19 protein-coding genes and 1 pseudogene are annotated in these 24,017 nt (G+C 67.1%); 10 read left to right on the top strand and 10 right to left on the bottom strand.

Annotated elements, in window-relative coordinates:
- Positions 1 to 94: 94 nt before the first annotated feature.
- On the bottom strand, positions 95 to 784 hold the full coding sequence (locus AC3WLD_RS08535; RefSeq protein WP_492556523.1) for a dienelactone hydrolase family protein: 690 nt from the start codon (positions 782 to 784) through the stop codon (positions 95 to 97).
- A gap of 170 nt (positions 785 to 954) precedes the next feature.
- On the opposite strand from AC3WLD_RS08535, the gene AC3WLD_RS08530 reads away from it, so the two are divergent.
- From AC3WLD_RS08530 to AC3WLD_RS08510, 5 genes are all read left to right on the top strand, one after another.
- A complete protein-coding gene (locus tag AC3WLD_RS08530; RefSeq protein WP_492556522.1) occupies positions 955 to 1,509 on the top strand; it encodes a F0F1 ATP synthase subunit delta in 555 nt (184 codons plus the stop codon).
- A gap of 30 nt (positions 1,510 to 1,539) precedes the next feature.
- The gene (gene atpA, locus AC3WLD_RS08525; protein ID WP_492556521.1) at positions 1,540 to 3,069 is read left to right on the top strand and encodes a F0F1 ATP synthase subunit alpha; all 1,530 of its coding nucleotides are present in this window, start codon (positions 1,540 to 1,542) and stop codon (positions 3,067 to 3,069) included.
- 113 nt (positions 3,070 to 3,182) lie between these two features.
- A complete protein-coding gene (locus AC3WLD_RS08520; RefSeq protein ID WP_492556520.1) occupies positions 3,183 to 4,052 on the top strand; it encodes a F0F1 ATP synthase subunit gamma in 870 nt (289 codons plus the stop codon).
- 24 nt (positions 4,053 to 4,076) lie between these two features.
- Positions 4,077 to 5,519, top strand: a complete 1,443-nt coding sequence (atpD, locus tag AC3WLD_RS08515) for a F0F1 ATP synthase subunit beta (RefSeq protein WP_492556519.1) — start codon at positions 4,077 to 4,079, stop codon at positions 5,517 to 5,519.
- Positions 5,520 to 5,631: 112 nt separating this feature from the next.
- Positions 5,632 to 5,886 carry an ATP synthase F1 subunit epsilon gene (locus AC3WLD_RS08510; protein WP_492556518.1) on the top strand — a complete coding sequence of 85 codons (255 nt, stop codon included), beginning with the start codon at positions 5,632 to 5,634 and terminating at the stop codon, positions 5,884 to 5,886.
- A 54-nt stretch (positions 5,887 to 5,940) separates the two neighbouring features.
- Here the strand turns inward: AC3WLD_RS08510 and AC3WLD_RS08505 are convergent, their stop codons facing one another.
- A complete protein-coding gene (locus AC3WLD_RS08505) occupies positions 5,941 to 6,390 on the bottom strand; it encodes a DUF6265 family protein (RefSeq protein WP_492556517.1) in 450 nt (149 codons plus the stop codon).
- 317 nt (positions 6,391 to 6,707) lie between these two features.
- Here AC3WLD_RS08505 and AC3WLD_RS08500 point away from each other — a divergent pair, with 317 nt between their 5' ends.
- Genes AC3WLD_RS08500 through AC3WLD_RS08490 form a run of 3 tightly spaced genes read left to right on the top strand, consistent with a single transcriptional unit; the run spans position 6,708 to position 10,431 of the window.
- Positions 6,708 to 7,715: a glycosyltransferase family 2 protein gene (locus AC3WLD_RS08500; protein WP_492556516.1), complete on the top strand. Its 1,008-nt coding sequence runs from the start codon at positions 6,708 to 6,710 to the stop codon at positions 7,713 to 7,715.
- The gene (locus AC3WLD_RS08495; protein WP_492556515.1) at positions 7,712 to 9,379 is read left to right on the top strand and encodes an ArnT family glycosyltransferase; all 1,668 of its coding nucleotides are present in this window, start codon (positions 7,712 to 7,714) and stop codon (positions 9,377 to 9,379) included. Before AC3WLD_RS08500 ends, AC3WLD_RS08495 begins: the two co-directional genes overlap by 4 nt.
- Positions 9,380 to 9,381: 2 nt before the next feature.
- Positions 9,382 to 10,431 (top strand): glycosyltransferase family 4 protein, encoded by a 1,050-nt coding sequence (locus tag AC3WLD_RS08490; RefSeq protein WP_492556514.1) that lies wholly within the window; start codon positions 9,382 to 9,384, stop codon positions 10,429 to 10,431.
- On the opposite strand, the gene AC3WLD_RS08485 is transcribed toward AC3WLD_RS08490, so the two are convergent.
- Genes AC3WLD_RS08485 through AC3WLD_RS08470 form a run of 4 tightly spaced genes read right to left on the bottom strand, consistent with a single transcriptional unit; the run spans position 10,428 to position 14,027 of the window.
- On the bottom strand, positions 10,428 to 11,207 hold the full coding sequence (locus AC3WLD_RS08485) for a glycosyltransferase family 2 protein (RefSeq protein ID WP_492556513.1): 780 nt from the start codon (positions 11,205 to 11,207) through the stop codon (positions 10,428 to 10,430). The genes AC3WLD_RS08490 and AC3WLD_RS08485 overlap by 4 nt on opposite strands.
- Positions 11,204 to 11,962 carry a glycosyltransferase family 2 protein gene (locus AC3WLD_RS08480; protein WP_492556512.1) on the bottom strand — a complete coding sequence of 253 codons (759 nt, stop codon included), beginning with the start codon at positions 11,960 to 11,962 and terminating at the stop codon, positions 11,204 to 11,206. The genes AC3WLD_RS08485 and AC3WLD_RS08480 overlap by 4 nt, the downstream gene beginning before the upstream one ends.
- A gap of 10 nt (positions 11,963 to 11,972) precedes the next feature.
- Positions 11,973 to 12,650 carry a putative capsular polysaccharide synthesis family protein gene (locus AC3WLD_RS08475; protein ID WP_492556511.1) on the bottom strand — a complete coding sequence of 226 codons (678 nt, stop codon included), beginning with the start codon at positions 12,648 to 12,650 and terminating at the stop codon, positions 11,973 to 11,975.
- 54 nt (positions 12,651 to 12,704) lie between these two features.
- Complete coding sequence (locus AC3WLD_RS08470; RefSeq protein ID WP_492556510.1) at positions 12,705 to 14,027, bottom strand: flippase; 1,323 nt, start codon at positions 14,025 to 14,027, stop codon at positions 12,705 to 12,707.
- A 189-nt stretch (positions 14,028 to 14,216) separates the two neighbouring features.
- Between AC3WLD_RS08470 and AC3WLD_RS08465 the strand changes: the two genes are divergently transcribed.
- The gene (locus tag AC3WLD_RS08465) at positions 14,217 to 15,767 is read left to right on the top strand and encodes a TadA family conjugal transfer-associated ATPase (RefSeq protein WP_492556509.1); all 1,551 of its coding nucleotides are present in this window, start codon (positions 14,217 to 14,219) and stop codon (positions 15,765 to 15,767) included.
- Between the two features lie 4 nt (positions 15,768 to 15,771).
- Here the strand turns inward: AC3WLD_RS08465 and AC3WLD_RS08460 are convergent.
- Both AC3WLD_RS08460 and AC3WLD_RS08455 read right to left on the bottom strand, forming a co-directional pair.
- Positions 15,772 to 16,038 (bottom strand): annotated as a pseudogene (locus AC3WLD_RS08460) (FAD-dependent oxidoreductase); the annotation flags it as partial.
- A gap of 100 nt (positions 16,039 to 16,138) precedes the next feature.
- Positions 16,139 to 17,713 carry a pilus assembly protein TadG-related protein gene (locus AC3WLD_RS08455; protein ID WP_492556508.1) on the bottom strand — a complete coding sequence of 525 codons (1,575 nt, stop codon included), beginning with the start codon at positions 17,711 to 17,713 and terminating at the stop codon, positions 16,139 to 16,141.
- Between the two features lie 345 nt (positions 17,714 to 18,058).
- Between AC3WLD_RS08455 and AC3WLD_RS08450 the strand changes: the two genes are divergently transcribed.
- Entirely contained in the window at positions 18,059 to 22,762 is a 4,704-nt protein-coding gene (locus tag AC3WLD_RS08450) for a CHAT domain-containing tetratricopeptide repeat protein (RefSeq protein WP_492556507.1), read from the top strand.
- Here the strand turns inward: AC3WLD_RS08450 and AC3WLD_RS08445 are convergent.
- Positions 22,759 to 23,493, bottom strand: coding sequence for a 3'(2'),5'-bisphosphate nucleotidase CysQ (locus tag AC3WLD_RS08445; RefSeq protein ID WP_492556738.1), 735 nt, complete (start codon positions 23,491 to 23,493; stop codon positions 22,759 to 22,761). The two genes, AC3WLD_RS08450 and AC3WLD_RS08445, sit on opposite strands and share 4 nt — an antisense overlap.
- 233 nt (positions 23,494 to 23,726) lie before the next feature.
- A partial coding sequence (locus AC3WLD_RS08440; protein ID WP_492556506.1) for an adenylyl-sulfate kinase occupies positions 23,727 to 24,017 on the bottom strand: 291 nt, incomplete at its 5' end.

The raw sequence follows: 24,017 nt of genomic DNA, 5'->3' as shown, positions 1-24,017 counted from the left end.
GCGAAGGCGGGTCCCCAGTCAGCGCCTCGCTTGCCCAGCTGGGCCCCCGCCTGCGCGGGGGCGCGTCAGCTTCCAATTACTCGGCGTGGTCTGATCACCCCGCCCCGCAGACGCTGAACAGTTCCAGCGTGCGCTTCAGCGCGAGGTCCGCGCTTTCCGGGTGATAATCCTTGCGGCGGTCGGAGTTGAAGCCGTGGCCCGCCTCGTAGGCAAAGATCGCCGCGGTGGGGTGGCCCTTCGCGATCAGCGTCTCGACCGGAGCGAAATCGACCAGCGGATCGAAGCGGCCGAAGTGGGCGATGGTCGGGCACAACGGCGGCTCGTCGGCGAACCGGGTGGCGACGAACCCGCCGTAATAACAGGACGCCGCCGCCAGGTCGGGGTTGGTCTGCGCGGTCCGCCATGCGACCGATCCGCCATAGCAGTAACCGACGATGAAGACCGGCCCCTTGTCCTTCAGCCATTCCACGCAGACCGCGGTGTCGGCGATGGACTGGTCGAAGTCGTGCTCCTCGCGCGCGATCTTGATCGCCCGGTCATAGCTGGGTCCGGCATACTCGGCGGCGAATCCGGGCTCCTCGCGGTCGAACAGGTTGGGGCTGAGGACCTCGAATCCTTCCGCGGCATATTCGTCGCAAAGTTCGCGGATATGGTCGGTCACCCCGAACACTTCCTGGACCAGCACCAGCCCGCCTTTGCGCGGTCCCTGGGGAACGACGTGATAAACCGGCATTTCATAGCCATCGGCCATCGCGACGCGGATCGTCTCGCCCTGCATTGCCATCCTCTCTCCTGCCCGCGTGGTCGCGGCACCCGAAGGCCTTTCGCCCATCTTGCATCGCAGCACAATCGTTGCTAGGCGCGCCCCCGTTCGGGGCCGTTGCGCAGCTTGCGCAGCACCTTGCCTTGCCGGTTTTCGAACCGGCTCACCATTGATGAAGGGACCCTAGGCGCGTGGAGAATTCCGGCGGCATCACGGCCAGCTTGGCAGGGCGCTACGCTTCGGCGTTGTTCGACCTCGCCCGCGAGCAGAATCTCGTCACCGCGGTGGAAGGCGATCTCGAAAAGTTCGGCCAGGCGATCCGCGAATCGGGCGATCTCGCCGCGCTGATCCGCAACCCGCAGGTCACCCGCGACACCGCCGGCAAGGCGATGGACGCCGTCGCCGGGGTGCTCGGCTCGGGTGAACTCACCAAGAAGTTTCTCGGCGTGCTCGCCGACAACCGCCGCCTCTCGGCCCTGCCCGACGTGATCCGCGCGTTCGCCGCGATCGCCGCCGCCCACCGCGGCGAGGTCACGGCCGAAGTCGTCACCGCGCACCCACTCGACGATTCGCAGCTTGCCGCGCTCACGGCCAGGCTCAAGGAAAGCGAAGGCCGCGACGTGAAGCTCAAGACACGGGTCGATCCCGAAATTCTCGGCGGGCTGATCGTCAAGATCGGCAGCCGGATGATCGACAGCTCGATCCGCACCCGCCTCAATTCTCTCGCCCAGGCGATGAAGGCCTGACCGGCCCAAAAGTTTCAGGAAGGACTGAACATGGAAATCCGCGCCGCTGAAATCTCGAAGGTCATCAAGGACCAGATCGCCAGCTTCGGCACCGAGGCCCAAGTCTCGGAAGTCGGGTCGGTGCTGTCGGTCGGCGACGGCATCGCCCGCATCCACGGGCTGGACAAGGTCCAGGCCGGTGAGATGGTCGAATTCTCCAACGGCGTGAAGGGCATGGCCCTGAACCTCGAAGCCGATAACGTCGGCGTCGTGATCTTCGGCTCGGACAGCGAGATCAAGGAAGGCGACGTCGTCAAGCGGACCGGCACCATCGTCGACGTCCCCGTCGGCAAGGGCCTGCTCGGCCGCGTGGTCGACGGCCTCGGCAATCCGATCGACGGCAAGGGCCCGATCGAATACACCGAGCGCAAGCGCGTCGAGGTCAAGGCCCCCGGCATCATCCCGCGCAAGTCGGTCCACGAACCGGTGCAGACCGGCCTCAAGGCGATCGACGCCCTCGTGCCGATCGGCCGCGGCCAGCGCGAACTGATCATCGGTGACCGCCAGACCGGCAAGACCGCCGTCGCGATCGACACCTTCATCAACCAGAAGGCGGTCAACGCCGGGACCGACGAAGGCAAGAAGCTCTACTGCATCTACGTCGCCGTCGGCCAGAAGCGCTCGACCGTCGCGCAGATCGTCCGCCAGCTCGAAGAGAACGGCGCGATGGAATACTCCATCGTCGTCGCCGCGACCGCTTCCGAGCCGGCCCCGCTGCAGTACCTCGCGCCCTACACCGGCGTGACCATGGGCGAATTCTTCCGCGACAACGGCATGCACGCCGTCATCGTGTACGACGACCTTTCCAAGCAGGCCGTCGCCTATCGCCAGATGTCGCTGCTGCTCCGCCGCCCGCCGGGCCGCGAAGCCTATCCGGGCGACGTGTTCTATCTCCACAGCCGCCTGCTCGAGCGCGCCGCGAAGATGAATGACGCCAACGGCAACGGAAGCCTCACCGCGCTGCCGATCATCGAGACACAGGCGGGCGACGTTTCGGCGTACATCCCGACCAACGTCATCTCGATCACCGACGGCCAGATCTTCCTCGAGACCGGCCTGTTCTATCAGGGCATCCGCCCGGCCATCAACGTCGGCCTCTCGGTGTCGCGCGTCGGCTCGTCGGCGCAGACCAAGGCGATGAAGAAGGTCGCCGGCTCGATCAAGCTCGAGCTCGCGCAGTACCGCGAAATGGCGGCCTTCGCGCAGTTCGGCTCGGACCTCGACGCTTCGACCCAGAAGCTGCTGAACCGCGGCGCGCGCCTGACCGAGTTGCTCAAGCAGGCCCAGTTCTCGCCGCTCGGCTTCGAGGAGCAGACGGTCGTGATCTTCGCCGGCACCAACGGCTACCTCGACGGCATCGCGGTCGACCGCGTCGGTGAATACGAGGCCGAGCTTCTCAGCTGGCTCCACGCCGAGCACGCCGACATCCTGTCGTCGATCCGCGATACCAAGGATCTCGGCGACGAGACCAAGGGCAAGCTGGTCGCGGCGCTCGACGCCTTCGGCAAGCAGTTCGCGTAAGCACATCTTCTGCCGTCACCCCGGCCTCCGAGCCGGGGTCCCGCTTCGGCGGCGGTGGAAGCAAGCGGGACCCCGGATCCGGTCCGGGGTGACGAATTAGAGGAACCGATAGAGTGGCTTCACTCAAGGAACTCAAAGGTCGGATCAACTCGGTCAAGTCGACCCAGAAGATCACCAAGGCCAAGCAGATGGTCGCCGCCGCCAAGCTCCGCAAGGCGCAGGCCGCGGCCGAGGCCGCGCGCCCTTATGGCGAGCGTCTCGCCAAGGTCATGGGCTCGATCGCCGGCAAGGTCGCGGGGCAGGACAACGCGCCCAAGCTGCTGCGCGGCACCGGCTCGGACCAGCGCCACCTCCTCGTCGTGGTCAACACCGACAAGGGCCTGTGCGGCGGCCTCAACTCGAACATCGTCAAGGAAGCCAAGGCCCAGGCCCGCGCGCTGATCGCCGCGGGCAAGGACGTCAGCTTCTACCTCGTCGGCAAGAAGGGCCGCGCGCCGCTGAAGCGCGAGTACCCGAACGGCGTCGGGCCGGGATACGACACCAGCACGGTGCGCACCCCCGGTTTCGAGGAAGCCGCCGCGATCGCCGACGAACTCGTCGCGATGTTCGAAGTCGGCAAGTTCGACGTCGCCCACCTCGTCTCGCCGGTGTTCAAGTCGGCGCTGGCGCAGGACCCGCAGACGGTTCAGCTCCTCCCGGTTCCCGCCCCCGCCGCCGCCTCGACCGACGCGGTCGTGGAGTATGAGCCGGGCGAGGAGGAAATCCTCGAGGAACTGCTGCCCCGCTACGTCAAGACCCAGCTGTTCGGCGCGCTGCTCGAACGCGAGGCTTCGGAACAGGGCGCGTCGATGACCGCAATGGACAACGCGACGCGCAATGCGGGCGAGCTGATCAACAAGCTCACCATCCAGTACAACCGCAGCCGCCAGGCCGCGATCACCACCGAACTCATCGAAATCATCGCTGGCGCGGAAGCGCTGTAAGCAATCGAAGGCAAGGAACGAAAAATGGCCACCGCAGCAGCTACCGGCAAGATCAGCCAGGTCATCGGCGCCGTCGTCGACGTCGCGTTCGACGGCGAACTCCCGGCGATTCTCAATGCGCTCGAGACCGACAACAACGGCAACCGCCTTGTCCTCGAAGTCGCCCAGCACCTCGGCGAGAACACCGTCCGCACCATCGCGATGGACTCGACCGACGGCCTGACCCGCGGCCAGCCGGTGTCCGACACCGGCTCGCAGATCTCCGTGCCGGTCGGTCCGAAGACCCTCGGCCGCATCGTCAACGTCATCGGCGAGCCGATCGACGAGCGCGGGCCGGTCGGCAGCGACATGACCGCCCCGATCCACGCCAAGGCCCCGGAATTCATCGACCAGTCGACCGAAGCGGCGATCCTTGTCACCGGCATCAAGGTCATCGACCTTCTCGCCCCCTATGCGCGCGGCGGCAAGATCGGCCTGTTCGGCGGCGCGGGCGTGGGCAAGACCGTGCTCATCCAGGAACTGATCAACAACATCGCCAAGGGCCACGGCGGCGTCTCGGTCTTCGCGGGCGTCGGCGAACGCACCCGTGAGGGCAACGACCTCTACCACGAGTTCCTCGACGCCGGCGTTATCGCCAAGGACGCGGACGGTAATCCGACCCCCGACGGGTCGAAGGTCGCGCTCGTGTTCGGCCAGATGAACGAGCCCCCGGGCGCCCGCGCCCGCGTCGCGCTCTCGGGCCTGACCATGGCCGAGTACTTCCGCGACCAGGAAGGCCAGGACGTGCTGTTCTTCGTCGACAACATCTTCCGCTTCACGCAAGCCGGGTCGGAAGTGTCGGCGCTGCTCGGCCGTATTCCTTCGGCGGTGGGCTACCAGCCGACCCTCGCGACCGACATGGGCGCGCTGCAGGAACGCATCACGTCGACCACCAAGGGCTCGATCACCTCGGTGCAGGCGATCTACGTGCCGGCGGACGACTTGACCGACCCGGCGCCGGCGACCTCGTTCGCCCACTTGGACGCGACCACCACGCTGAACCGCGCGATCTCGGAGCTGGGCATCTACCCGGCGGTCGACCCGCTCGACTCGACCTCGCGCGTTCTGACCCCGGCCGTCGTCGGCCAGGAGCACTACGACACCGCCCGCCGCGTCCAGGAGACGCTGCAGAAGTACAAGTCGCTGCAGGACATCATCGCGATCCTGGGCATGGACGAGCTTTCGGAAGAAGATAAGCTCACCGTCGCCCGCGCCCGCAAGATCCAGCGCTTCCTAAGCCAACCGTTCCACGTCGCCGAAGTCTTCACCGGCATCGCCGGCAAGTTCGTGCAGGTCGAAGACACCGTCCGCTCGTTCAAGGCGGTGGTCGACGGCGAGTACGACCACCTGCCCGAAGCCGCCTTCTACATGGTCGGCGGCATCGACGAGGCGGTCGAGAAGGCCAAGAAGCTGGCCGAAGGCGCGTAATACCTGGAAAGCCCCTCCCGCATGCGGGAGGGGTTTGGGGTGGGCCTGAGCAAGGCGCTACCCCTTCCCACCCCCGACCCCTCCCGCCTGCGGGAGGGGGGAGAACGATGACATGGCACTGCACTTCGAACTCGTCACCCCCGCCGCGCTGGTTCGCAGCGAGGATGTCTACATGGTTGTCGTCCCCGGCACCGAAGGCGAGTTCGGCGTGCTCGAAGGCCACGCGCCGTTCATGTCGACCGTCCGCGACGGCGCGATCAAGGTGTACCGCAGCGAAGGCGGCCAGCCTGAGGAAATCCAGGTCCAGGGCGGGTTTGCCGAAGTCGGAGAAAGCGGCCTGACCGTGCTCGCCGAACACGTCGGCTGACACCTCGCCCCGACTGATCACGGAGCGCCCCGGCCGGTCCGGGGCGTTTTCGTTTCAGGGTGCCGCGCGAGCGTATTCGAACCGCTCCGCGCCGCTCCCGTCGAGCTTCGAGATTTCCGCGAGCAGCCGCTCGCCCTCGCGCCAGTACCGGATGCGCTGCGGATAATCGTGCGCCGGGTTGGCGAACTCGATCCAGTCTGCGCCCTGCCCGACCATGGGGAATTCGCCTCCGGCCTGTCCTCGGGGATGGGCGATGAAAACCAGGCCCTCGCCCCGCTGCTCGATCCGCGTCACCTCCCACACGTCGAGCGCCTCGCCGTGGCCGACCCGCGCCGCCCCCATCATCATGCCCCCGCGCGGGGTCGTCCAGCTTTCGTCGAGCCAGACCTCGCCGCTCCCGCCGCTCCACGTGCCGCTCATCCAGGCCGGGAGCCGGGCGGGCGGACCAGCGACGGCGGGCGCGGCGAGCATCAGCGCGAAAGCGGCCAGGCGGGCAAGTCGCATCGTTGTTTCCTCCGTTGCTCCGATCCTACAGCGCTCGCACCGGCTTGTCAGGCCCGCCGGCGTTTGCGCTGTCCTACAAGGCCCGAAACGTGCCATCTCCCCGCGCGCTCATTGACATTGTCGTTCGCCAGGTCGTCCGTCCCAGCCGTGCGTTCTCTCGCGGGTGTGTAACCCGTCCTTGCCAGGGCAACGTGCTGTAATGACTGGCAGGATATGGGTGACACGGTGTCACCCTGTGTCACCCGCCCGCCCCGCTCCAAGGTTTACCGCCCGTTTACCCTTCATGCTTAACAGGAGGTAAGCGCACCGGGGGGCCAATGACCAAGCTGATCATCCAGATTCCGTGCTTCAACGAGGCGGAGAGCCTGCCCGACACGCTGGTCGCCCTCCCCCGCCGGATCGACGGCGTGGACGAGATCGAGATCCTGATCATCGACGACGGCAGCCACGACGGCACCGCCGAAGTTGCGCGGCGCTGGGGCGTCCATCACGTCGTCCGCCACCGCCGCAACCGCGGGCTCGCCGCCGCGTTCCAGAGCGGGATCGACGCCGCCCTGCGCGCCGGGGCCGATATCATCGTGAACACCGATGCCGACGGCCAGTATGCGGGCGAGGACATCGCCAAGCTGGTCCAGCCGGTACTGCGCGGGGAGGCCGACATCGTCGTCGGCGACCGCGGGGTGGGTGACAACGCGCACTTCGGCCCGTTCAAGCGCTGCCTCCAGCGGCTCGGAAGTGCGGTCGTCCAGACGCTTTCGAATACCAGGGTGACCGACGCCGTGTCCGGCTTCCGCGCGATCAGCCGCGAGGCGGCCCGGCGGATCACGATCACCACCGAGTTCAGCTATACCACCGACATGCTGATCCAGGCGGGGCGCAAGAAGCTCGCCGTGACCAGCGTGCCGATCCGCACCAACAAGACCATGCGGCCAAGCCGGCTGTTCAAGTCGATCCCGCAGTTCATCAGCCGCCAGCTGGTGACGATGGCCCGGGCCTACACCACCTACAACCCGCTGCGCGCGTTCGTCGGCACGGGTGCGCTGATCGCGCTGGTCGGGCTGCTGCCGATCGTCCGCTTCCTGGCCTACTGGATCGTCGGCGAGGGCAACGGCCACATCCAGTCGCTGGTGATCGGCGGGGCGCTCCTGGTGCTCGGCACGGTGACCGCGCTGATGGGCGTGCTGGCCGACCTCGTCGGGGCCAACCGCAAGCTGATCGAGAAAACCCTGACGCACGTCCGCCACTTGGAAGAGCAGGTCGCCCGGCTCGAGAAGGGCGAAACCGCCGCCGAAGCGGTCGAGGCACTGCCGAGGAAGCGCGCATGACCGCTGCCGTGGCAGGTGAGCCTGCGGCGGCAACCTCCCCCGCCCTTCCCGCGAAGGTCGAGGCGGCTATCGCCGGCTTTGTCGCGCTGGCGATCGCGGCGCTGCAGTTCCCGCTGGTGTGGTCACGCGCGATCAACTGGGACGAGTTCTTCCACTACAGCCAGATCACCAGGTTCCGCGACGGCACGCTGACCGCGCCGCTGCAGACGTTCTACGTCCGGGCGTTCAACTGGATCTGGGACCTGCCGGGCAACAGCGTCGACCACATCGTCGCGGCGCGCTTCGTGATGTTCGGGTTCGAGCTGCTGACCGCGCTTGCCATCGCCGGGATCGCCGCCCGGTTCTTCGACCGGACGACCGCGGTGCTGTGCGCCGCCGCCTATCTCGGCGCGGGATTCGTGTTCCAGCACGGCACCTCGTTCCGCGCCGACGCGGTCATCGCCGGCCTGCTGATGAGCTCACTGTGGCTGATCCTCGCGACCGGCCTGCGCCCGTGGGCCATTGCGCTTGGCGGAGCGCTGCTGGGCACCGCCGCGCTCTATTCGATCAAGGTGATCCTCTACGCCCCGGCCTTCGCCGGGATCGCATGGCTCGCCTGGAACGAGGCCGGCCGCAGCCGCGCCTTCGCGCTGCGCCTCTTCGCCATGGGCGTGGTCGCGCTGGCGGTTCTCGGCGCGCTCTATTGGTGGCACTCGAGCACGCTCCACGGGCAAGTCGGCCAGGCCGCCGGCCGGACCATGAGCTCGTCGGCCGAGAACATGTTTTTCCTCGGCCTGCCGCCCTACTGGCGGTTCATGGTCAAGCAGGTCGCGATCGCCCCTGTCTTCGCCTTCATGCTGGTCATCGCGATCGGCCTGCTGGTCCGCACGCCGCGGCCGGCGGCGGAGCGGCTGGCGCTCGCCGGGCTGATCGCGCCGCTGGCGGTGCTGGGGTTCTACCACAACACCTCGGCCTATTTTTACGTGTTCCTGCTCGCCCCGGTTTCGGTCGGCGTGGGGCTCGGCATTGCCTTCCTCAAGGACCGCGTGGGAATTATCGCCCCGGCCGCCGCGCTTCTGATCAACACCGGCATGCTGTGGGTGCGCGAGGACTCCGCGCCGATCCGCGAGCAGCGGATGCTGGTCGACACCGCCAACCGGATCTTCCCGCAAGGGGTCGCCTACTTCGACTTCTGCGGCTTCCTCGGCCGGTTCGAGAAGGTCAACGGCTTCATGACCCCGTGGGGCCTCGTCGGCTACCGCAATGGCCAGGGACCGAGCTACCGCGACCGGATGGAGGCGCAAGCCGTGCCGCTGGTCGTCAACGACGATCCGATGTGGGAGCAGCTCCTCGGCGGCCAGCCGACCTCGATCTTCCGCCCGGAGGACGTCGCCGCGCTCCGCGGCAACTACGTGCAGTTCTGGGGGCCATACTGGGTCGCCGGCAAGGACGTGACGTCCACCGCGCCGGTGCGCAGCGAATTCCTCGTCCCCGGCACCTACACCGTGACGGGCGCGCCGATCGTGATCGACGGGGTGCGCTACGCCGTCGGGGCGACGCTGGAGATCGCCCGCGGCTTCCACACCGTCGCGGCGGAAGCGAAGCCGGCCCGGCTGGTCTGGGGCAATCACCTGAAGGCACCCGAACAGCCGTGGTCCGGCGCGCCATTCTGGACGCTGTTCTGACCATGCCCGGCGGACGCCCCGACGTCCTGTTCCTGACGCGAAAGTGGGCCCCGGCGATCGGCGGCATGGAAACCTATTGCCTGCGCCTGACCGAATGCCTGGACAAGCTGGCGGAGGTCGAGGTCGTCGCCCTGCCCGGCCGCGCCGACGGCGCGCCCCCGTCTCCGCTCGCGCTGCTGGCATTTCCCTTGACCGTCATGGGCCGCTGGCTGGGGCGCAAGGCGCGGCCCGACGTCGTCCACCTCGGTGACATGGCGTTGTGGCCACTCGGCCTGCTGGCGCGGGGGACGACGCGCATCGTGCTGTCGGCGCACGGCACCGATGTCGCCTATCATCGCCGGGGCGGGCTCAAAGGTCGCCTCTATGGCGCATACCTGCGGCTGGGATCACGCCTGCTGACCCGCGCCCGCGTCATTGCCAACAGCCGCGCAACCGCCGCCGTCGCCGCCGAGACCGGCTGGAAATCGTCCGCCGTCGTCCCGCTCGCCACCGATGTGTCGGGCGAAGCGCCGGACGGCTCGCATGACGGGACCATCCTGTTTGTCGGCCGACTGGTCGAGCGCAAGGGCTGCGGCTGGTTCGTGCGCGAAGTCCTGCCGCTGCTCCCCGAAACGATCCGCCTGCGTGTCGCCGGGACCGGCTGGCACGAGGCCGAACAGGCCGCGCTATCCGACCCCCGCGTCGAATTCCTCGGCCCGCTGCGCGGACAGGCGCTGGTCGAAGCCTATACCTCCGCCATGTGTGTGGTCGTTCCCAACATCGACCTGCCGAACGGCGAATACGAAGGCTTCGGCCTCGTTGCACCCGAAGGCGCGGCGGCGGGAGGGGTCGTGCTTGCGGCGGCCAGCGGCGGGCTCACCGATGCTGTGATCGACGGCGAGACGGGGTTGCTCGTCCCCGCCGGCAACGCGGCGGCGTGGGCGGAGCGGATCCTTGAGGTTGCAGGCTGGTCGCGGGACCGGCGCTGCGCGTTCATCGCCGGTGCAATGGCGCGGGCCGCCGAACACTATTCCTGGGGCCGCGTCGCCAGCGAAACGCTGGCCGCGTATTAGGCAGCCGCTTCCTGCCACGCCTGGTCGCGCAGGCGGACATTGCCCAGCCCCCGCGCCGCGAACCGGCTGGCCAGGAAGCGGTAGAAGAACCAGTCCATCGCCGCTCCCGGCAGGAGTTTGTAAGCCACGCGCTCGGCCAGCGTCCAGCTGCAGCCGCTGCGGTCGCTGCGGCGGTCGGAGGGGTAGCACAGGTGCCGGGGATCGTAGACCAGCGCACCGTGGCGGCTGACGCGGTGGATGATTTCGTGATCCTCCAGCACCCACCCCCAGCGATCCGCATCGAACCCGCCCGCGGCCTCGAGCGCGTCTCGCCGAAAAGTCTGGCCGCACCCGCCCGAGTGGCACTTGCCGGGCAAGAGCCGCGCCTGCAGGGTCAGGCTCCGCGAGGGTGCGGGACGGCCTTCCGCCGCAAAGGCGAGGACGCAGGCCGCACCGGGGCGGCGTTCGAACGATGCGAACACCCGCGCAACGTAATCAGACGGATAGATCGTATCGGCGTCGAGCGTCCCGACCAGCTCCGTCTCCGCCGCCGCCGTGCCCCGGCGCAGCGCGTGGATCTTGCCGGCGCGCGGCTCGTGGAGGAAGGTGACGTCGAGCCACGGAAACCGCGCGGCGGTCTCGCGTGCGATCGCGGGTCCGGCATCGCTTGAGGCGTTGTCGACTGCAATGACCCGGAATCGCCGGTCGCTCTGCGCGGCCAGGCTTTCCAGCGTTGCGGCGATATAGCCGGCCTCGTTGTAGTAGGGCAGCACGAGCGTCAGGCGCGGCGCGGTCATGACTGCCCCAGCGCGACGCGCAGCCGCTTGTACGGCAGGTAGGCGAGCCAATAGGCCTCGTGGAGCAATCGCTGCCCAGCCCCTCGCAGGTTGCTGCGCTGGGCGCGGCGGAACTCGGCGAGGCGGCGGCTCACGCCCGGCCAGTCGGGCCGCGAGCTGATGCCATCCGCCGGCATCACCGACAGCACCTGGTCCGAACACACCACCCGCGCACCCGCCGCCCGAAGCCGCAGCAGCAAGTCATAGTCCATCGCAATGCGGAAGCTCGCGTCGAACGGCCCGACGCGCTCGAACAACGCTCGCCGGAGCAACTGGCCCTGATGCGGCATGGTCATCTGCAGACCGGAGAGCACCCCCATGCCGCGGGGCGTGTGCACGGTCGCGGACTGGCCTCGCACCTGGCGGACCGCAAAGGCCGCCAGATCGGGCTCGCTTTCGAGGAGCGAGGCGGCGCGAGACAGGCTGTCGGGCGCGGCGAAGCTGTCACCGGCCTGGATGACGACGACATAATCGCCCCGCGCCATCGCGAAGCCCTTGTTCATCGCGTCCGCGATTCCGCCATCGGGTTCGCTGACCCAGCGAACGGAGGGCGGCAGGGATTCCAGGAACTTGCGGGTTCCGTCGGTCGACCCGCCATCGATGATCACGTGCTCCACGTTCGCAAGGTCCTGCCCCGCAACGCTCGCCGCGGTCTCGCGCAAGGCATCGAGCGCGTTGAACGCGGCGGTCACGACCGAGATGCGCGGCGGGTTCATCAGGCGCCGCTCAGGCCGCCTTTGCCGCCGCCTCGCCGCGGGCGAGACTGCGCCACTTGGCGCGAAAGCGCTCGATCTCCTCGGCGGAGTAGAAGTGGCGGGCATAGCGGCTGCCCAGCATCCGATCGACATAGTTCGCCGGGACCGACCGGCGCAGCTCGTCATAGGCCGCGGCATATGCCTTGTCCTCGCCGACGTTGGCCCGGCCGAGCTTGACCTCGCGGCCGAGGAAGCGGGTCACCGCCTCTTCTTTCGCCGTATCGGGGGCTTCGGCGCGCAGCACCAGCAGGCGGTCGTCGATCAGCTGCCAACCGGTCCCGTGGGGAAACGGGTGCTCGAACACGTCGATGCCGGTGAACGGCTTCATCTCGGTGTCGAACCAGTCGAGCGGCTCTTCGTGGCGGAAGTTGGCCATGAACGACTCGATCGTCGGCGCCCAGCCCCGCGTGACATGGTTCTGCATGAACGCGGAAAGATTGCGCGCCACCGGCTCGCGCACCGCGGTGATGATCCGGCGCGGCCGCATCGCGCGCATCAGCAGGGCGTTGAGCTGGTGACGGTTGTAGGACCCGCGAAAGCTGTAGAGCAGATTGCCCCAGTCGAGATGATGGACCTGGATCCCGTCGATTGCCTCGATCATTGCCGAGGATCCGACCTTGCCCATCTGGAAAACCCACGGCCGCCCCATGTTCACCCCCGTTTCGCACGCTGCAAATTCCTGCCAGATGTAGAAGCAACCTGGTTAACGCGGAGTATATTCGCCCTTCGCCAGGCCGCGCCACAGCCGCAGCGATGCCCCGACCGGCTCGACTGCCCGCAGCGATGCCATGGCGGCCGGCCGCAGTGCCGGAACCGCCAGCGGCAGGACCAGGGCAAGGACCACATAGGTCACCGCCGTTGCGATCGCCGCGCCCAAGCCGCCCATGGCCGGAATCAGCCAGAGGTTGAGCCCGACGTTGAACAGCGCCGCCGCGCCGACCAGCGCCGGCCCGGTCCACCGCCAGCCGCGCGCGGTAATCACCGCGCCCATCGCCGACTGGAGGAACACGAACGGCATCGCCGCCAGCATCCACAGCGTCATCGGCACCGCTTCGGCATAGTCCGCGCCGAACAGCGGCACGAGGAACAGCCAGCTGGCCAGCGCCAGCCCGCCCGCCACCGGCAACGAGACCAGCGCGAAGGTATCGAACACGCGCTGGGCATAGCGGTCGAATCCGCCCGGATCGCGGGCGTGATTGCGGACGATCGCGGGATAGAGCGTCGAATAGAGGACCACCGGCACGAAGGTCGCGATTTCCGCGACCCGCACCGCCACGCCGTATCGGCCGAGGTCCGCCGCCGGGCCGAGCTGTCCGAGCATAACTTGGTCGATCCGCATCAGCACCATCGAGGCCAGCCCGGTCAGCGCGATCGGCAGACCGTCGCGCAGCAGTTCTCCCGCGCGCGCGGGCTCGAAGCGCAGGCGGTGGAACGGGCCAGCCGAAAGCAGGAAGGCGACCCACGCCGACAGGCCGAGAACAATGGCCTCGCCGCCGCGCAGCGCAACGAACTCCCAGACCCCTGCCCCGCGTGATGCGGCCAAGAAGGTCAGCGCGCCGGCGATCACCGCGATGGCGATGCGCAGGCCCACCAGCTTGCCGAACCGCTCGACCGCGCGGGCATAGTTGAAGAACACCTCGCCCGGCGTCGCCAGCAGGATCAGGCTGCCCACCAACAGGACATTCCAGTCCACGCCGGGCGGAGCTCCAAGCAGCGGAAACGATGCCAGCAACCCCGCCCCCGCGAGGAGTGTCACGAGCCCGCACACCGCCAGCAGCGAACCGAGCACCTCCGACGTGCGCGCCCGGTCTGCCGCCAGTTCGCGCACAACGATCACGTTGGAGCCATAGCGGGCGATGGGAATGGCGATCCCCAAGAGCGCAAAGACGTAGCTGTAGGCGGCGAATCCTTCAGGCCCCAGCTTTCGCGCCACCGCCGTGGTGACGATGAACCCGATGCCGAGGCGCACGACCTGCTCCGTCCCGAGCAACCCGAAATTGCGCGCCTTCTGTAAAAGGTGGTTCATGGTCGCGTGAGGTCTCCGCCCGTCCGCAATCCTTCGCGGCGGGCCACGCGGATTGCAACCCCGGCGGCGCACCCGGAGCGGCTCGCAAGTGCCGGATTAGCAAGTTGTTCACCATTGTCGGGCAGACAGCTTCGACGCAGCGCGCTTCCCTCATGCGGCGGCGCAGGCGAAGAACAGGGACTTGCACGAATGAGCGCTTTTGGCCGCAAGACGGGTATGAGCGGGGCTCCGGGCGGATCGCGCCCATCCTTCGGCGTGGCCCGCCCGATGCGCGGCGGTGAAGCGGCGGCCAAGGCGCCGGCTCCGCCGCCGATGCCGATGGGCGGCGACCAGTTCCCGCCGATCCCCGGCGGGGTCGACCTTCCCGCCCCCGCGCCCGAGGTTGTCAGCGACGTCCAGGCGCAAAAGAACGACGCCCTCACCCGGCTTGCCGATCGCGCCAACGGCGTTGTCGAAGGGCAGTACACCCAGGAAGGGTTCGAGGCCTCGGTCCACAAGATCAAGGAACAGGTGCTGCCGCGCCTGCTCGAACGCGTCGATCCGGAAGCCGCCGCCACGCTGACCAAGGACGAGCTGTCCGAGGAATTCCGCCCGATCATCATGGAGGTGCTGGCGGAGCTCAAGGTCACCCTCAACCGCCGCGAACAGTTCGCGCTGGAAAAGGTGCTGATCGACGAGCTGCTCGGTTTCGGGCCGCTCGAAGAATTGCTCAACGACCCCGACGTGTCGGACATCATGGTCAACGGGCCCGACCAGACCTACATCGAAAAGAAGGGCAAGCTCCAGCTCGCGCCGATCCGGTTCCGCGACGAGAGCCACCTGTTCCAGATCGCCCAGCGCATCGTCAACCAGGTCGGCCGCCGCGTCGACCAAACCACGCCGCTGGCCGACGCCCGCCTCAAGGACGGCAGCCGTGTCAACGTGATCGTCCCGCCGCTGTCCCTGCGCGGCACCGCGATCTCGATTCGTAAGTTTTCCGAAAAGCCGATCACCATCGACATGCTCCGCGACTTCGGTTCGATGAGCGACAAGATGGCGACCGCGCTGAAGATCGCCGGCGCATGCCGGATGAACGTGGTCATCTCGGGCGGTACCGGTTCGGGCAAGACGACCATGCTCAACGCCCTGTCGAAAATGATCGACCCGGGCGAGCGCGTGCTGACCATCGAAGACGCGGCGGAACTCCGCCTCCAGCAGCCGCACTGGCTGCCGCTGGAAACGCGCCCGCCGAACCTCGAGGGGCAAGGCGCGATCACCATCGGCGACCTCGTCAAGAACGCCCTGCGTATGCGTCCCGACCGGATCATTCTGGGCGAAATTCGCGGCGCGGAGTGCTTCGACCTTCTCGCCGCGATGAACACCGGTCACGACGGCTCGATGTGCACGCTCCACGCGAACTCCCCGCGCGAGTGCCTCGGCCGTATGGAAAACATGATCCTGATGGGCGACATCAAGATCCCGAAGGAGGCGATCAGCCGCCAGATCGCGGAATCGGTCGATCTCATCGTCCAGGTCAAGCGCCTGCGCGACGGTTCGCGCCGCACCACCAACATCACCGAGGTCATCGGGATGGAGGGCGAAGTTATCGTTACCCAGGAGCTGTTCAAGTTCGAATACCTGGACGAGACCGAGGACGGCAAGATCATCGGCGAGTTCCGCCCGTCAGGCCTGCGCCCCTACACCCTGGAAAAGGCGCGGCAGTTCGGTTTCGACCAGGCCTATCTCGAGGCGTGCCTCTGACGCTTCAGCGGCGCAGCGGCATGGCGTCCGCCAGATCGTTGCGGATGGTGACTGCCGCCACGCCCGCCTCGCCCATGGCGTGGCTGATGTGGTCGAGACCCTTGGTGACGTCGCCCGCGGCGTAGAGCCCCGGGATCGACGTGCGCTGGTGCCGGTCGACTTCCAGACACCCCTCCTCGTTCGCTCTCGCGCCGAGCGCGATCGCCAGCTCCGAGCGGATCACCGATCCGAGCGCCGGATAGACGCTGTCAAAGCGCAATTCTCCTCCCGGCACAGGCGAAACTGGCTGGCAATGATCGTGTTATATCAATGATTTGCCGAAAAGTCCAGTGCCGCACCACACCGCGGGGCGACGCGCCGAAGGTCTCGTGTCACGCGACCAGCTTGACCTTGCTGATCTCGGTCGCGACGACGGTGTCCTCGGTCATCCCGGATGGACAGAACGTGCTCATGTTGGCGTTGCCGCTGATCTTCACCGTGTTGGCCGCGATCATCAGGCACTGGCTGGTGACGCTCGCCGTCCCGGTGAAATCCACTCCGCTCTTGGGCAGGTAGATCGTGCCGTTGAGGACAGTGGAAGAATTGCCGTTGATGTTGTTCTTGAGCGTGCCGGTTGAGCCGCGGTCCTCGAACACCAGCATCCCGGCAAGCTTGTTGGCTTCAGTGTTGCTGATGCCCTTCGCGACCAGATCAGAAGCCAGCATCGCGGTGAGGTTGACGCTCGAGCCGCCGTTGATCTTGATGTACGCGCCGTTCTTGAGGACGAACATCACGCCGTTTCCGACCACGGAGTACTGGCCATCGATATCGATCCCGCCCCCGTCGATGACGTAGATGCCGGTCGCGAAGTTGGTCGTGCAACTGACCTTGATGCCGCCCTTGTAGGTACCCGGCTGGGCAGCCGCGATGACGGCCGAGGTGGTGGAGCCAACCGAGTTTATGGTCTTGTAGGTCGTGGTCACCCGGTCGGTGCGGAAATAGGTCGTGACAGCACTCTTACCGGAGCCGGTAGTCGTCGAGGTGACCGAACCGGTCACCGTCGAGGTCGCGGGGTATCCGTTCGGCGTACCGGTCTTGGTGTTCTTGTCCGCCGCTTCCGTCGACGTGATGCTGCCCGTGTCGCTGACCGTCGTGGTCGAGACTACGGTGTTGATCTGGTTGGACTTCGAACCGGAATACTTGATGTCCTGAACCAGCGTGCGGTTGGTCACGGAGGCGCTGTACGTGGTGGTTCCCCCGGTGCAAGCGTAGGTCTGTGGCGTAGTGTTTGTGGGCGGCGACAAGGTCGCGAAGGGATCATACAGCCCTGTCATGTATTCATGGACTTCATCGTCGGTATAGACATTGAACCAGTCATCGATACCCCCACGCGCGAGCACGTATCCGGCATCTATCTGGGGATTGCCGTTGACGACGATCGACTGCGCAGAGGTCGACAGGGAGGCAATGCCGCACCTGGCCGTCAGTACCGAACTGCCGCCGATGGTCACCGCGCCGCTATCGTCCTCGTCGAGCGCAACGATGCAGCTAGTGAAGCTCGCGCCCTGGGTGAAGGCCGCCTGCGAATAGACGGTGATCGTGGCGCCGTGTCCGGTGAGGAAGCCGGAGAACGGCAGCTCCTTGCTCAGTGTCGCCTCGGTCCGCACCGAATTGTTCGAGCCGCCCGCATAGTTGGCGAGCTGGACGTCGAGCGGCCCGGAAACGAAGTCGTCGGTGGTCTGGAGCGCGGAGGCGAATTCCTGGCGGGCGCGGGTCGCGTAGTTATCCTTGGTCGCGTTCTGCGTCCGCGCCCAGGCCCCGGCGAGCGCGGCCTGGTCGGTTGCGAACTGCAGCTCGCGCTTCCACATGTACCACATGGCGGTATCGACCGCGAGACCGGACCCGCCGACCAGCACCGGCATGCCGAGCGCCATCAGGAGAGTCGCATTGCCGCTCCTGCTGGACATCAGGCGGCGGGCGAGGACCAAAAGAAATTGCAGCATGACAGCACCGGTTCCTGCCGAGGCCGACGCGCCCAGCGCGCCTTCCCGGTCGTTGCCGCACTCGACTAAGAGATACTATCTTACGATAGTTTTAACACCTATCCTACGTTGGCACTCCGCCGTCGCCCCAACGCCGACACCGCGCGGCGACCATCGCGGTACCGGTTGCTCTTGCATCCGCTCGCCAACCGCTCCATCCCATGACACGTCATAGGTCTGGGGGTGGAATCAATGACTTGCCGGATGCGCCATGCCTTGGCCTTGCTGCTGTCCACAGCGCTGCCTGCGTTTGCGGTTACTTCACCGGCCTTGGCCGCCGAACCGGCACCCAGCGCGGCGGCCGACACCGGCGCGGAAATCAGTGCGCTCTACCGCAGCGGCGATTACGAGGCGGCGCTGACCAAGTCGCTCGCCCGCCTTGCCGCCCTGCGCGCCGACAAGGCGCTCGCCGCCAAGCTGCCGGGTGCACTCAACTCGCACGGCGCCATCCTCATCGAACTGGAGCGCTATGCAGAAGCGGAAACGGCACTGAAGGAGGCGGTCGCGGTCGGCGAAAAGGTCCTCGGTCGCAACGATCCGACGACGCTGACGGCACTGGGCAATCTCGCAGCTTGCTATCTGTTTCAAAAGAAGTCCGCGCTAGCCCTTTCGCTCTACGAGGACGTGGTGGCGCGGCGCGAGACGGTGCTGGGCAAGGATGACCTGCTCGGCTGGCAAAAATACGACTCGACCCTGCTGCGCAATGTGATCGACCTCAACGCGCTTCGAGTGGATCAGGGACAGCCGGACAAGGCCATCGCCGATCTCGAGCCGCGGTTGGACAGCCTGAACGGCGCACTCGACGACAACGCACTGCGCGCCGAACTGCTCGAACTCGCGCGGGATGCCTACACGGACGCTGGACGGCTCGCGGAGCTGGCCCCGCGCGCGTCGGAGTTTGTCAGCCGGTCCGGCGCGGTCTCGTCGCTGGCTCGCCACCCCTACACTGCCGATAAGACCGACTTGCCCGATCTCGACATGGACTATGACGTCGAGCGGCAGAAGGACGTGCTGTACGAAGCCTACGTCGCGGCCGGCAAGACGACCGAGGCGCGTGATCTTTATTTGACGATGCCGGACCGGCTCCGCGACGCTTACAATGGGGCGGAGAACGACGATGCCGTCACCGCTGCGCTCGCAGATTATTCAGAGGCCGTCGCCCGTCTTGCCAAGACCTGCCGGTATTCCTGCCTGTCCGAACAGGAAATCTACCGCGAAATCCTGCTCGACCAGAACAGCATCCTGAGCGAACTGGGCCGCGCTGCGGAAATCCCCTCGAACCTCGAACGCCAGGCGCAACTGGCCGAAGCCCGCTTCGGCAAGACATCGCCGCGGGCAGCGGACGCATGGGACAAGACCTCCGCGAGCTACGCTGAACAGGGCCGCGCCGCCGACGCCGAAGTCGCGAAATTCCGTGCCGCCGCCGCGCGCGGCGAGCGCGATCCGGAACTCGGCGACAACATCGAACTCGCCATCGCCCGCAAGATGATCGCTGCCGGGCGCGATACCGATGCCGAGGCGATCTATCGCCAGGAAATGGAGTGCGGCTTCGGCCCCGCCTACGAGGGCGACGACCGCATGGACCGCGCGGAGCCGTGCGAAAGCGCGATGCTGGCCATGCACGAATATGCCGCGCTGCTCGAAAAGCGTGGCAAGAAGGCCGACGCCGAGTTCTTTCGCCTCCCCCACGCGATCGTGACCGAATACAAGGCGCGAAAGGAAAAGTCCGCGCAGGACAAATCCGAACGGCTGCTCGTACTCGCCGGCAAACGCTACAAGCCGGAAGAGCGCTACTATCGCATGGCCATGGGGATCTTCGACGGGGTCCACATGTGGTACGACCTCCCGCTCTACGACATCCCGAAGGCGATGCGCCTGTGCGGGCGGTGGGACGAGCCGGAGCCGGTCAAGACCGTCACGAGCGGTGACAACGAGCTTCTGCCACCAGTCACGGTCTCCGTCGCGCCGCAAGCGACCAACTACTTCCACTTCAACTCCGGCTATCTCAGCCCGCAGGACCCGCGGCGGATCTTCTATCATTCGATCACGAACAAGGCGGGCATGAGCTTCGCCGCGTACATGAACCAGTGCCTCGCGGTGGGCGACGCCAGGTCCGCTGCGCGCTTCGGCGCGTGGGCCGATGCCGAAGCGGAACGGATGGGTTATCCCACCGAAGACCGCTACGACCTGCTGCTCCCGCTCGCGCAGGCCCAGCGTGCGGCCGGCGACTTTGCCGGCGCCGACCGGAGCTATCAGAAGCTGGTCGGAAAGTACCTGACCACCGACGCTCTACTTCCCCCGTTTGGCGGCGAGAAGATCTTCGAGGAACTGATCCAGTTCTACGCGTTCACCGGACGGACGGAAAAGCTGCAGGCACTGGTGCTGCAGATGGTCCAGTCCGAAAAATTCGCGAAGCCCGGCGCGCAGGTCGGCCTGCGCAAGATGCTCTTCGAACTCTACCTCGCATCGGGTGACACCGACAATGCCGGGAAGATGCTCGATACCCTCAATCCCTACAGCAACGTCTATGACGAGAAGGGGCTGGTCAGCGGCTCGGGAGACCCGGAACAGCAGCAGCGCTACACCGATGCCATTGCAGTGGAGCGCAGCACGCTGATTTCGTTCTACGCTCGCCTCATGCTGGCCAAGGGCGACAAGGCCGCCGCACAGAAGGCTATCGACCTCGGCCTGGAGGAGAACCGCAAGGACCGCGCCGCCACCCCGGACCGCAACAAGACCGGCGATCCGCGCGCCGACATGATCACCGGCCTTCCCGACGGCGTCCTCAACGGGGTTCGTGTCGGCATCCTTGGCGAAGAGGGCGATTACAAGGGTGCTCTCGCCTTGCTCGAGGAGAACCCGTCGCTCAAGCTGTTCGATTACCTGTTCGAGCAGATCCGGCCCGCGCTTGCAGATACCGCGCAGCTCCAGGCCGAAATGCGCTCCGATCCCCAGACCGCAACCCTGTTGCTGAGCGCCCGAACCCTGTTTGCCGCAACCGCGCAGATGGCACTCAAGGCAGGCAACACCGAACGCGCGGGCTACTGGTTCGAACGCCTGAAGATGATCCCGCAGGTCAACTCCGGCGGCCCCAACATCCTCGAGCAACTCGTCAACTGGTCGGGCGTGGTCTTCGGCATCGTCGATCCGGCGCGGCGCTCGGCAGGTCTCGACGATGCGCGAAAACTGTCAGGCGAACTCGAAAGGCTCTGGGCGCTCGGCAACGGCAGCGCGCTCGACAACCAGTACAAGCGCGATGCGGTCAAGGAAGCGCCGCAGTACTTCGGCGATATCGCTGCGCTCGAATGGCGGGCGCGGAGCGAGACGCCCGGCGCCGTGCAGGACGCCGACGCGTTCCTCCACGTGCAGCGCGCGATCATGGACGTGGTCGACCTGACCATCGCCGCGCAGACCGGCCGCGCGATCATCGCCCGCGACCGCCCCGACCTGCTTCCGCTGCTCGATGAGCGCGAACAGCTGGCGCAGGCCCTGCTGCCCAGCGCCAATGTCTCGATCGGGACGAACGGGATGGGCGACAGCGCGCTGAAGCTCGACGGGTACGCGCCGGGCGGCCTCGACGCACGCCTCAACCGGATCAGCGAGCTCGACGCGAAGCTGGCGCGGGAAGCACCCCAGTTTACCGACCTGACTTCCTCCCTGCCCGTGCCGCTGGCCGAGGCGCAGAAGCTGCTTGGCCCCGATGAAGCGATCCTGATGGTCGCTCCGGGCAATTACGGCACCCAGGTCATGCTGGTCACCGCCGATGCCCTCGACTGGCAGGAGGCGCCGCTGACGCTGGTCGAAGCGGCAGCGACGGTGAAGCGCCTGCGCTGGTTCCTCGGCGGCGACGTCCCGGCCACCACCGACGAACAGGCGCTCTGGAGCAAGGACGTACGCGGCGGGCGTAACGGCTTCGACCGCGCGACCGCCTACGCGCTGTACCAGAAACTGGTCGAGCCGTTCGCGGAGCGACTGCAGGGCCGCTCAAAGCTGTTCGTCGCCGCCGGGGGTCCATTCACGTCCCTGCCCCTGTCGGTGCTCGTCGCCGCACCGCCAACCGGCGATGACGACGACCCCGAGGCCCTGCGCAAGACCGCCTGGCTGGCTGACAGGTTCGCGCTGGTGCAGATTCCGTCGATCCAGTCGCTGGCCTTGCTGCGGAAGTACGGGCGGGTCGCGGCCGGCCCGAAGGATGACGCGTTCATGGGCTTCGGCGCCCCCGAATTGACCGGCCCACCAGCGCCCCGCGGCGCACGCGGCGGGCCTGCCGTGAGCGAAGTCGGCGCGGTCTATAGCGGTAACGGCACAGCGGTGGTGGATGTCGAAAAGCTGCGCAAGCTCGCCGCCCTGCCTGGCACCGGCGAGGAGCTGACCAGCATCGCAAGCGCCTTGTCGGCCGGAGACGGCGCACTGGCGCTCGGCCCGGCGGCGACCGAAGCCCGCGTCAAGCAGGCGGACCTGCGCTCGCCTGCCATCCTCGCCTTCGCCACCCACGCGCTGACGGCCGGGCAGTCATTCGGAGCGCGCCAGCCGGGGCTGGTGCTGACCCCGCCGGACGTGGGCACTGCGATCGATGACGGACTGCTCACCGCGCCCGAAATCGCCGGGCTCAAGATCGGCGCGGACTGGGTGATCCTGTCGGCCTGCAACACCGCCGCGCCAGACGGGCAGGGTTCACCCGGGCTGTCGGGCCTCGCTCGAAGCTTCTTCGAGGCCGGTGCGCGGGGGCTGCTGGTCTCGCACTGGCCAGTGCGCGACGATGTCGCGGCGAGGCTCACCGTCCGCACGGTGGAGGCGCGGCGGGACAACCCCGACCTGACCCGCGCCGAAGCGCTGCAGCGGGCCATGCGCGAAATCCGCATGAACCGCAGCCACGACGGGCTGGTGACCGACGAGAAAGGCCAGGCGGTGCAGCAGAGCTGGGCCCACCCGAACGCCTGGGCCCCGTTCTCGCTGATCGGCGACGGACGCTAGGCGCCCAGCTTGGCGACCTCCGCCAGCACCTCGGCAGCGTGGTCCTTCCGGCAGATCAGCAGGTCGGGCATGTAGGTATTGGCGTTGTTGTAAATCAGCGGGGAGCCATCCACGCGCGAGCAGTGCAGGCCATGCGCCTGCGCGACCGCGACGGGGGCACAGTTGTCCCACTCGTACTGGCCGCCGGTGTGAAGGTAGATGTCGGCTTCCCCGCGCACCACCGCCATCGCCTTGGCCCCGGCGGAGCCCATCCCGATCAACTCCGCGCCGATCGCCTCGGCCACCGCGACCGCTTCGGCGGCCGGACGGGTACGGCTGACCAGCATCCGCAGCTTGTGCGGCGCATCGGGCACTGCAATCGGCCTGTCCGAACGGATGACTTCACCCAGCCCCGGCAACGCGACCGCGCCCAGCGTGGCCACGCCGTCCACCGCCAGCGCGACGTGAACCGCCCAGTCGGTCCTGGCCTCCCCGTACTCCCGCGTGCCGTCGACCGGATCAACGATCCACACCCGCGACTTCGACAGCCGTTCGGCGTTGTCTTTCTCCTCTTCGGAAAGGAGCCCGTCATCGGGGCGCTGCTCGCGCAGGGCGTGGACGAGGAACTGGTTGGCGGTCGCATCCCCCGCCGCCCCGAGGTTCTTGAGGCTGAGCATGCCGCTCTCGCGTACCTCGATCAGCAGGCGGCCGGCCACCTCGGCCAAGTGCGCGGCGAGTTCGGCGTCGGTCATGCTCATGCGGTGTTCCCCTCGAATATACTTGGCGTATCCGAACCGGACACCGCCATTTCAGCTTCGTCATGCTGACCTTGTTTCAGCATCCCGCCGACAGTGTCGGTCGCCCGTCGAAGGCGCGCGTGACCTGCCGGCGTGCTTTTGCACGACACCACCTCAGTGGACCCACGCTCGACCCTGAAACAAGTTCGGGGTGACGGCTCGTAGGTGAAAGAAGCGGCGGCATTTGGTCACTTCAGCGGCATGAGTTGGCGGATGATGAACTCCGCGGCCTCTTCCGCCGTCATCTCTGCAGTGTTGACGCGGATCTCTGGTGCTTCTGGCGGCTCGTAGGGGCTGTCGATCCCGGTGAAGTTCTTGAGCTCGCCGGCCCGCGCCTTCTTGTAGAGGCCCTTGACGTCGCGGCTTTCCGCAACGGCGAGCGGGGTGTCGACGTGGATCTCCACGAACTCGCCCTCGGGCAGCATCTTGCGGACCATCTCGCGCTCGGCGCGGAACGGCGAGATGAACGCGGTCAGCAC

It is taken from the genome of Novosphingobium sp. FW305-C-111 (assembly GCF_058783565.1).
This window is presented reverse-complemented; position numbering and strand designations above follow the sequence as displayed.

Coding starts and splice junctions, on each gene's coding strand:
- AC3WLD_RS08465 (WP_492556509.1), top strand. CDS start 14,217: ATGAGCGCTTTTGGCCGCAAGACGGGTATGAGCGGGGCTCCGGGCGGA.
- AC3WLD_RS08510 (WP_492556518.1), top strand. CDS start 5,632: ATGGCACTGCACTTCGAACTCGTCACCCCCGCCGCGCTGGTTCGCAGC.
- AC3WLD_RS08445 (WP_492556738.1), bottom strand. CDS start 23,493: ATGACCGACGCCGAACTCGCCGCGCACTTGGCCGAGGTGGCCGGCCGC.
- atpD (WP_492556519.1), top strand. CDS start 4,077: ATGGCCACCGCAGCAGCTACCGGCAAGATCAGCCAGGTCATCGGCGCC.
- AC3WLD_RS08485 (WP_492556513.1), bottom strand. CDS start 11,207: ATGACCGCGCCGCGCCTGACGCTCGTGCTGCCCTACTACAACGAGGCC.
- AC3WLD_RS08490 (WP_492556514.1), top strand. CDS start 9,382: ATGCCCGGCGGACGCCCCGACGTCCTGTTCCTGACGCGAAAGTGGGCC.
- AC3WLD_RS08535 (WP_492556523.1), bottom strand. CDS start 784: ATGGCAATGCAGGGCGAGACGATCCGCGTCGCGATGGCCGATGGCTAT.
- atpA (WP_492556521.1), top strand. CDS start 1,540: ATGGAAATCCGCGCCGCTGAAATCTCGAAGGTCATCAAGGACCAGATC.
- AC3WLD_RS08500 (WP_492556516.1), top strand. CDS start 6,708: ATGACCAAGCTGATCATCCAGATTCCGTGCTTCAACGAGGCGGAGAGC.
- AC3WLD_RS08475 (WP_492556511.1), bottom strand. CDS start 12,650: ATGGGGCGGCCGTGGGTTTTCCAGATGGGCAAGGTCGGATCCTCGGCA.
- AC3WLD_RS08470 (WP_492556510.1), bottom strand. CDS start 14,027: ATGAACCACCTTTTACAGAAGGCGCGCAATTTCGGGTTGCTCGGGACG.
- AC3WLD_RS08455 (WP_492556508.1), bottom strand. CDS start 17,713: ATGTCCAGCAGGAGCGGCAATGCGACTCTCCTGATGGCGCTCGGCATG.
- AC3WLD_RS08495 (WP_492556515.1), top strand. CDS start 7,712: ATGACCGCTGCCGTGGCAGGTGAGCCTGCGGCGGCAACCTCCCCCGCC.
- AC3WLD_RS08505 (WP_492556517.1), bottom strand. CDS start 6,390: ATGCGACTTGCCCGCCTGGCCGCTTTCGCGCTGATGCTCGCCGCGCCC.
- AC3WLD_RS08480 (WP_492556512.1), bottom strand. CDS start 11,962: ATGAACCCGCCGCGCATCTCGGTCGTGACCGCCGCGTTCAACGCGCTC.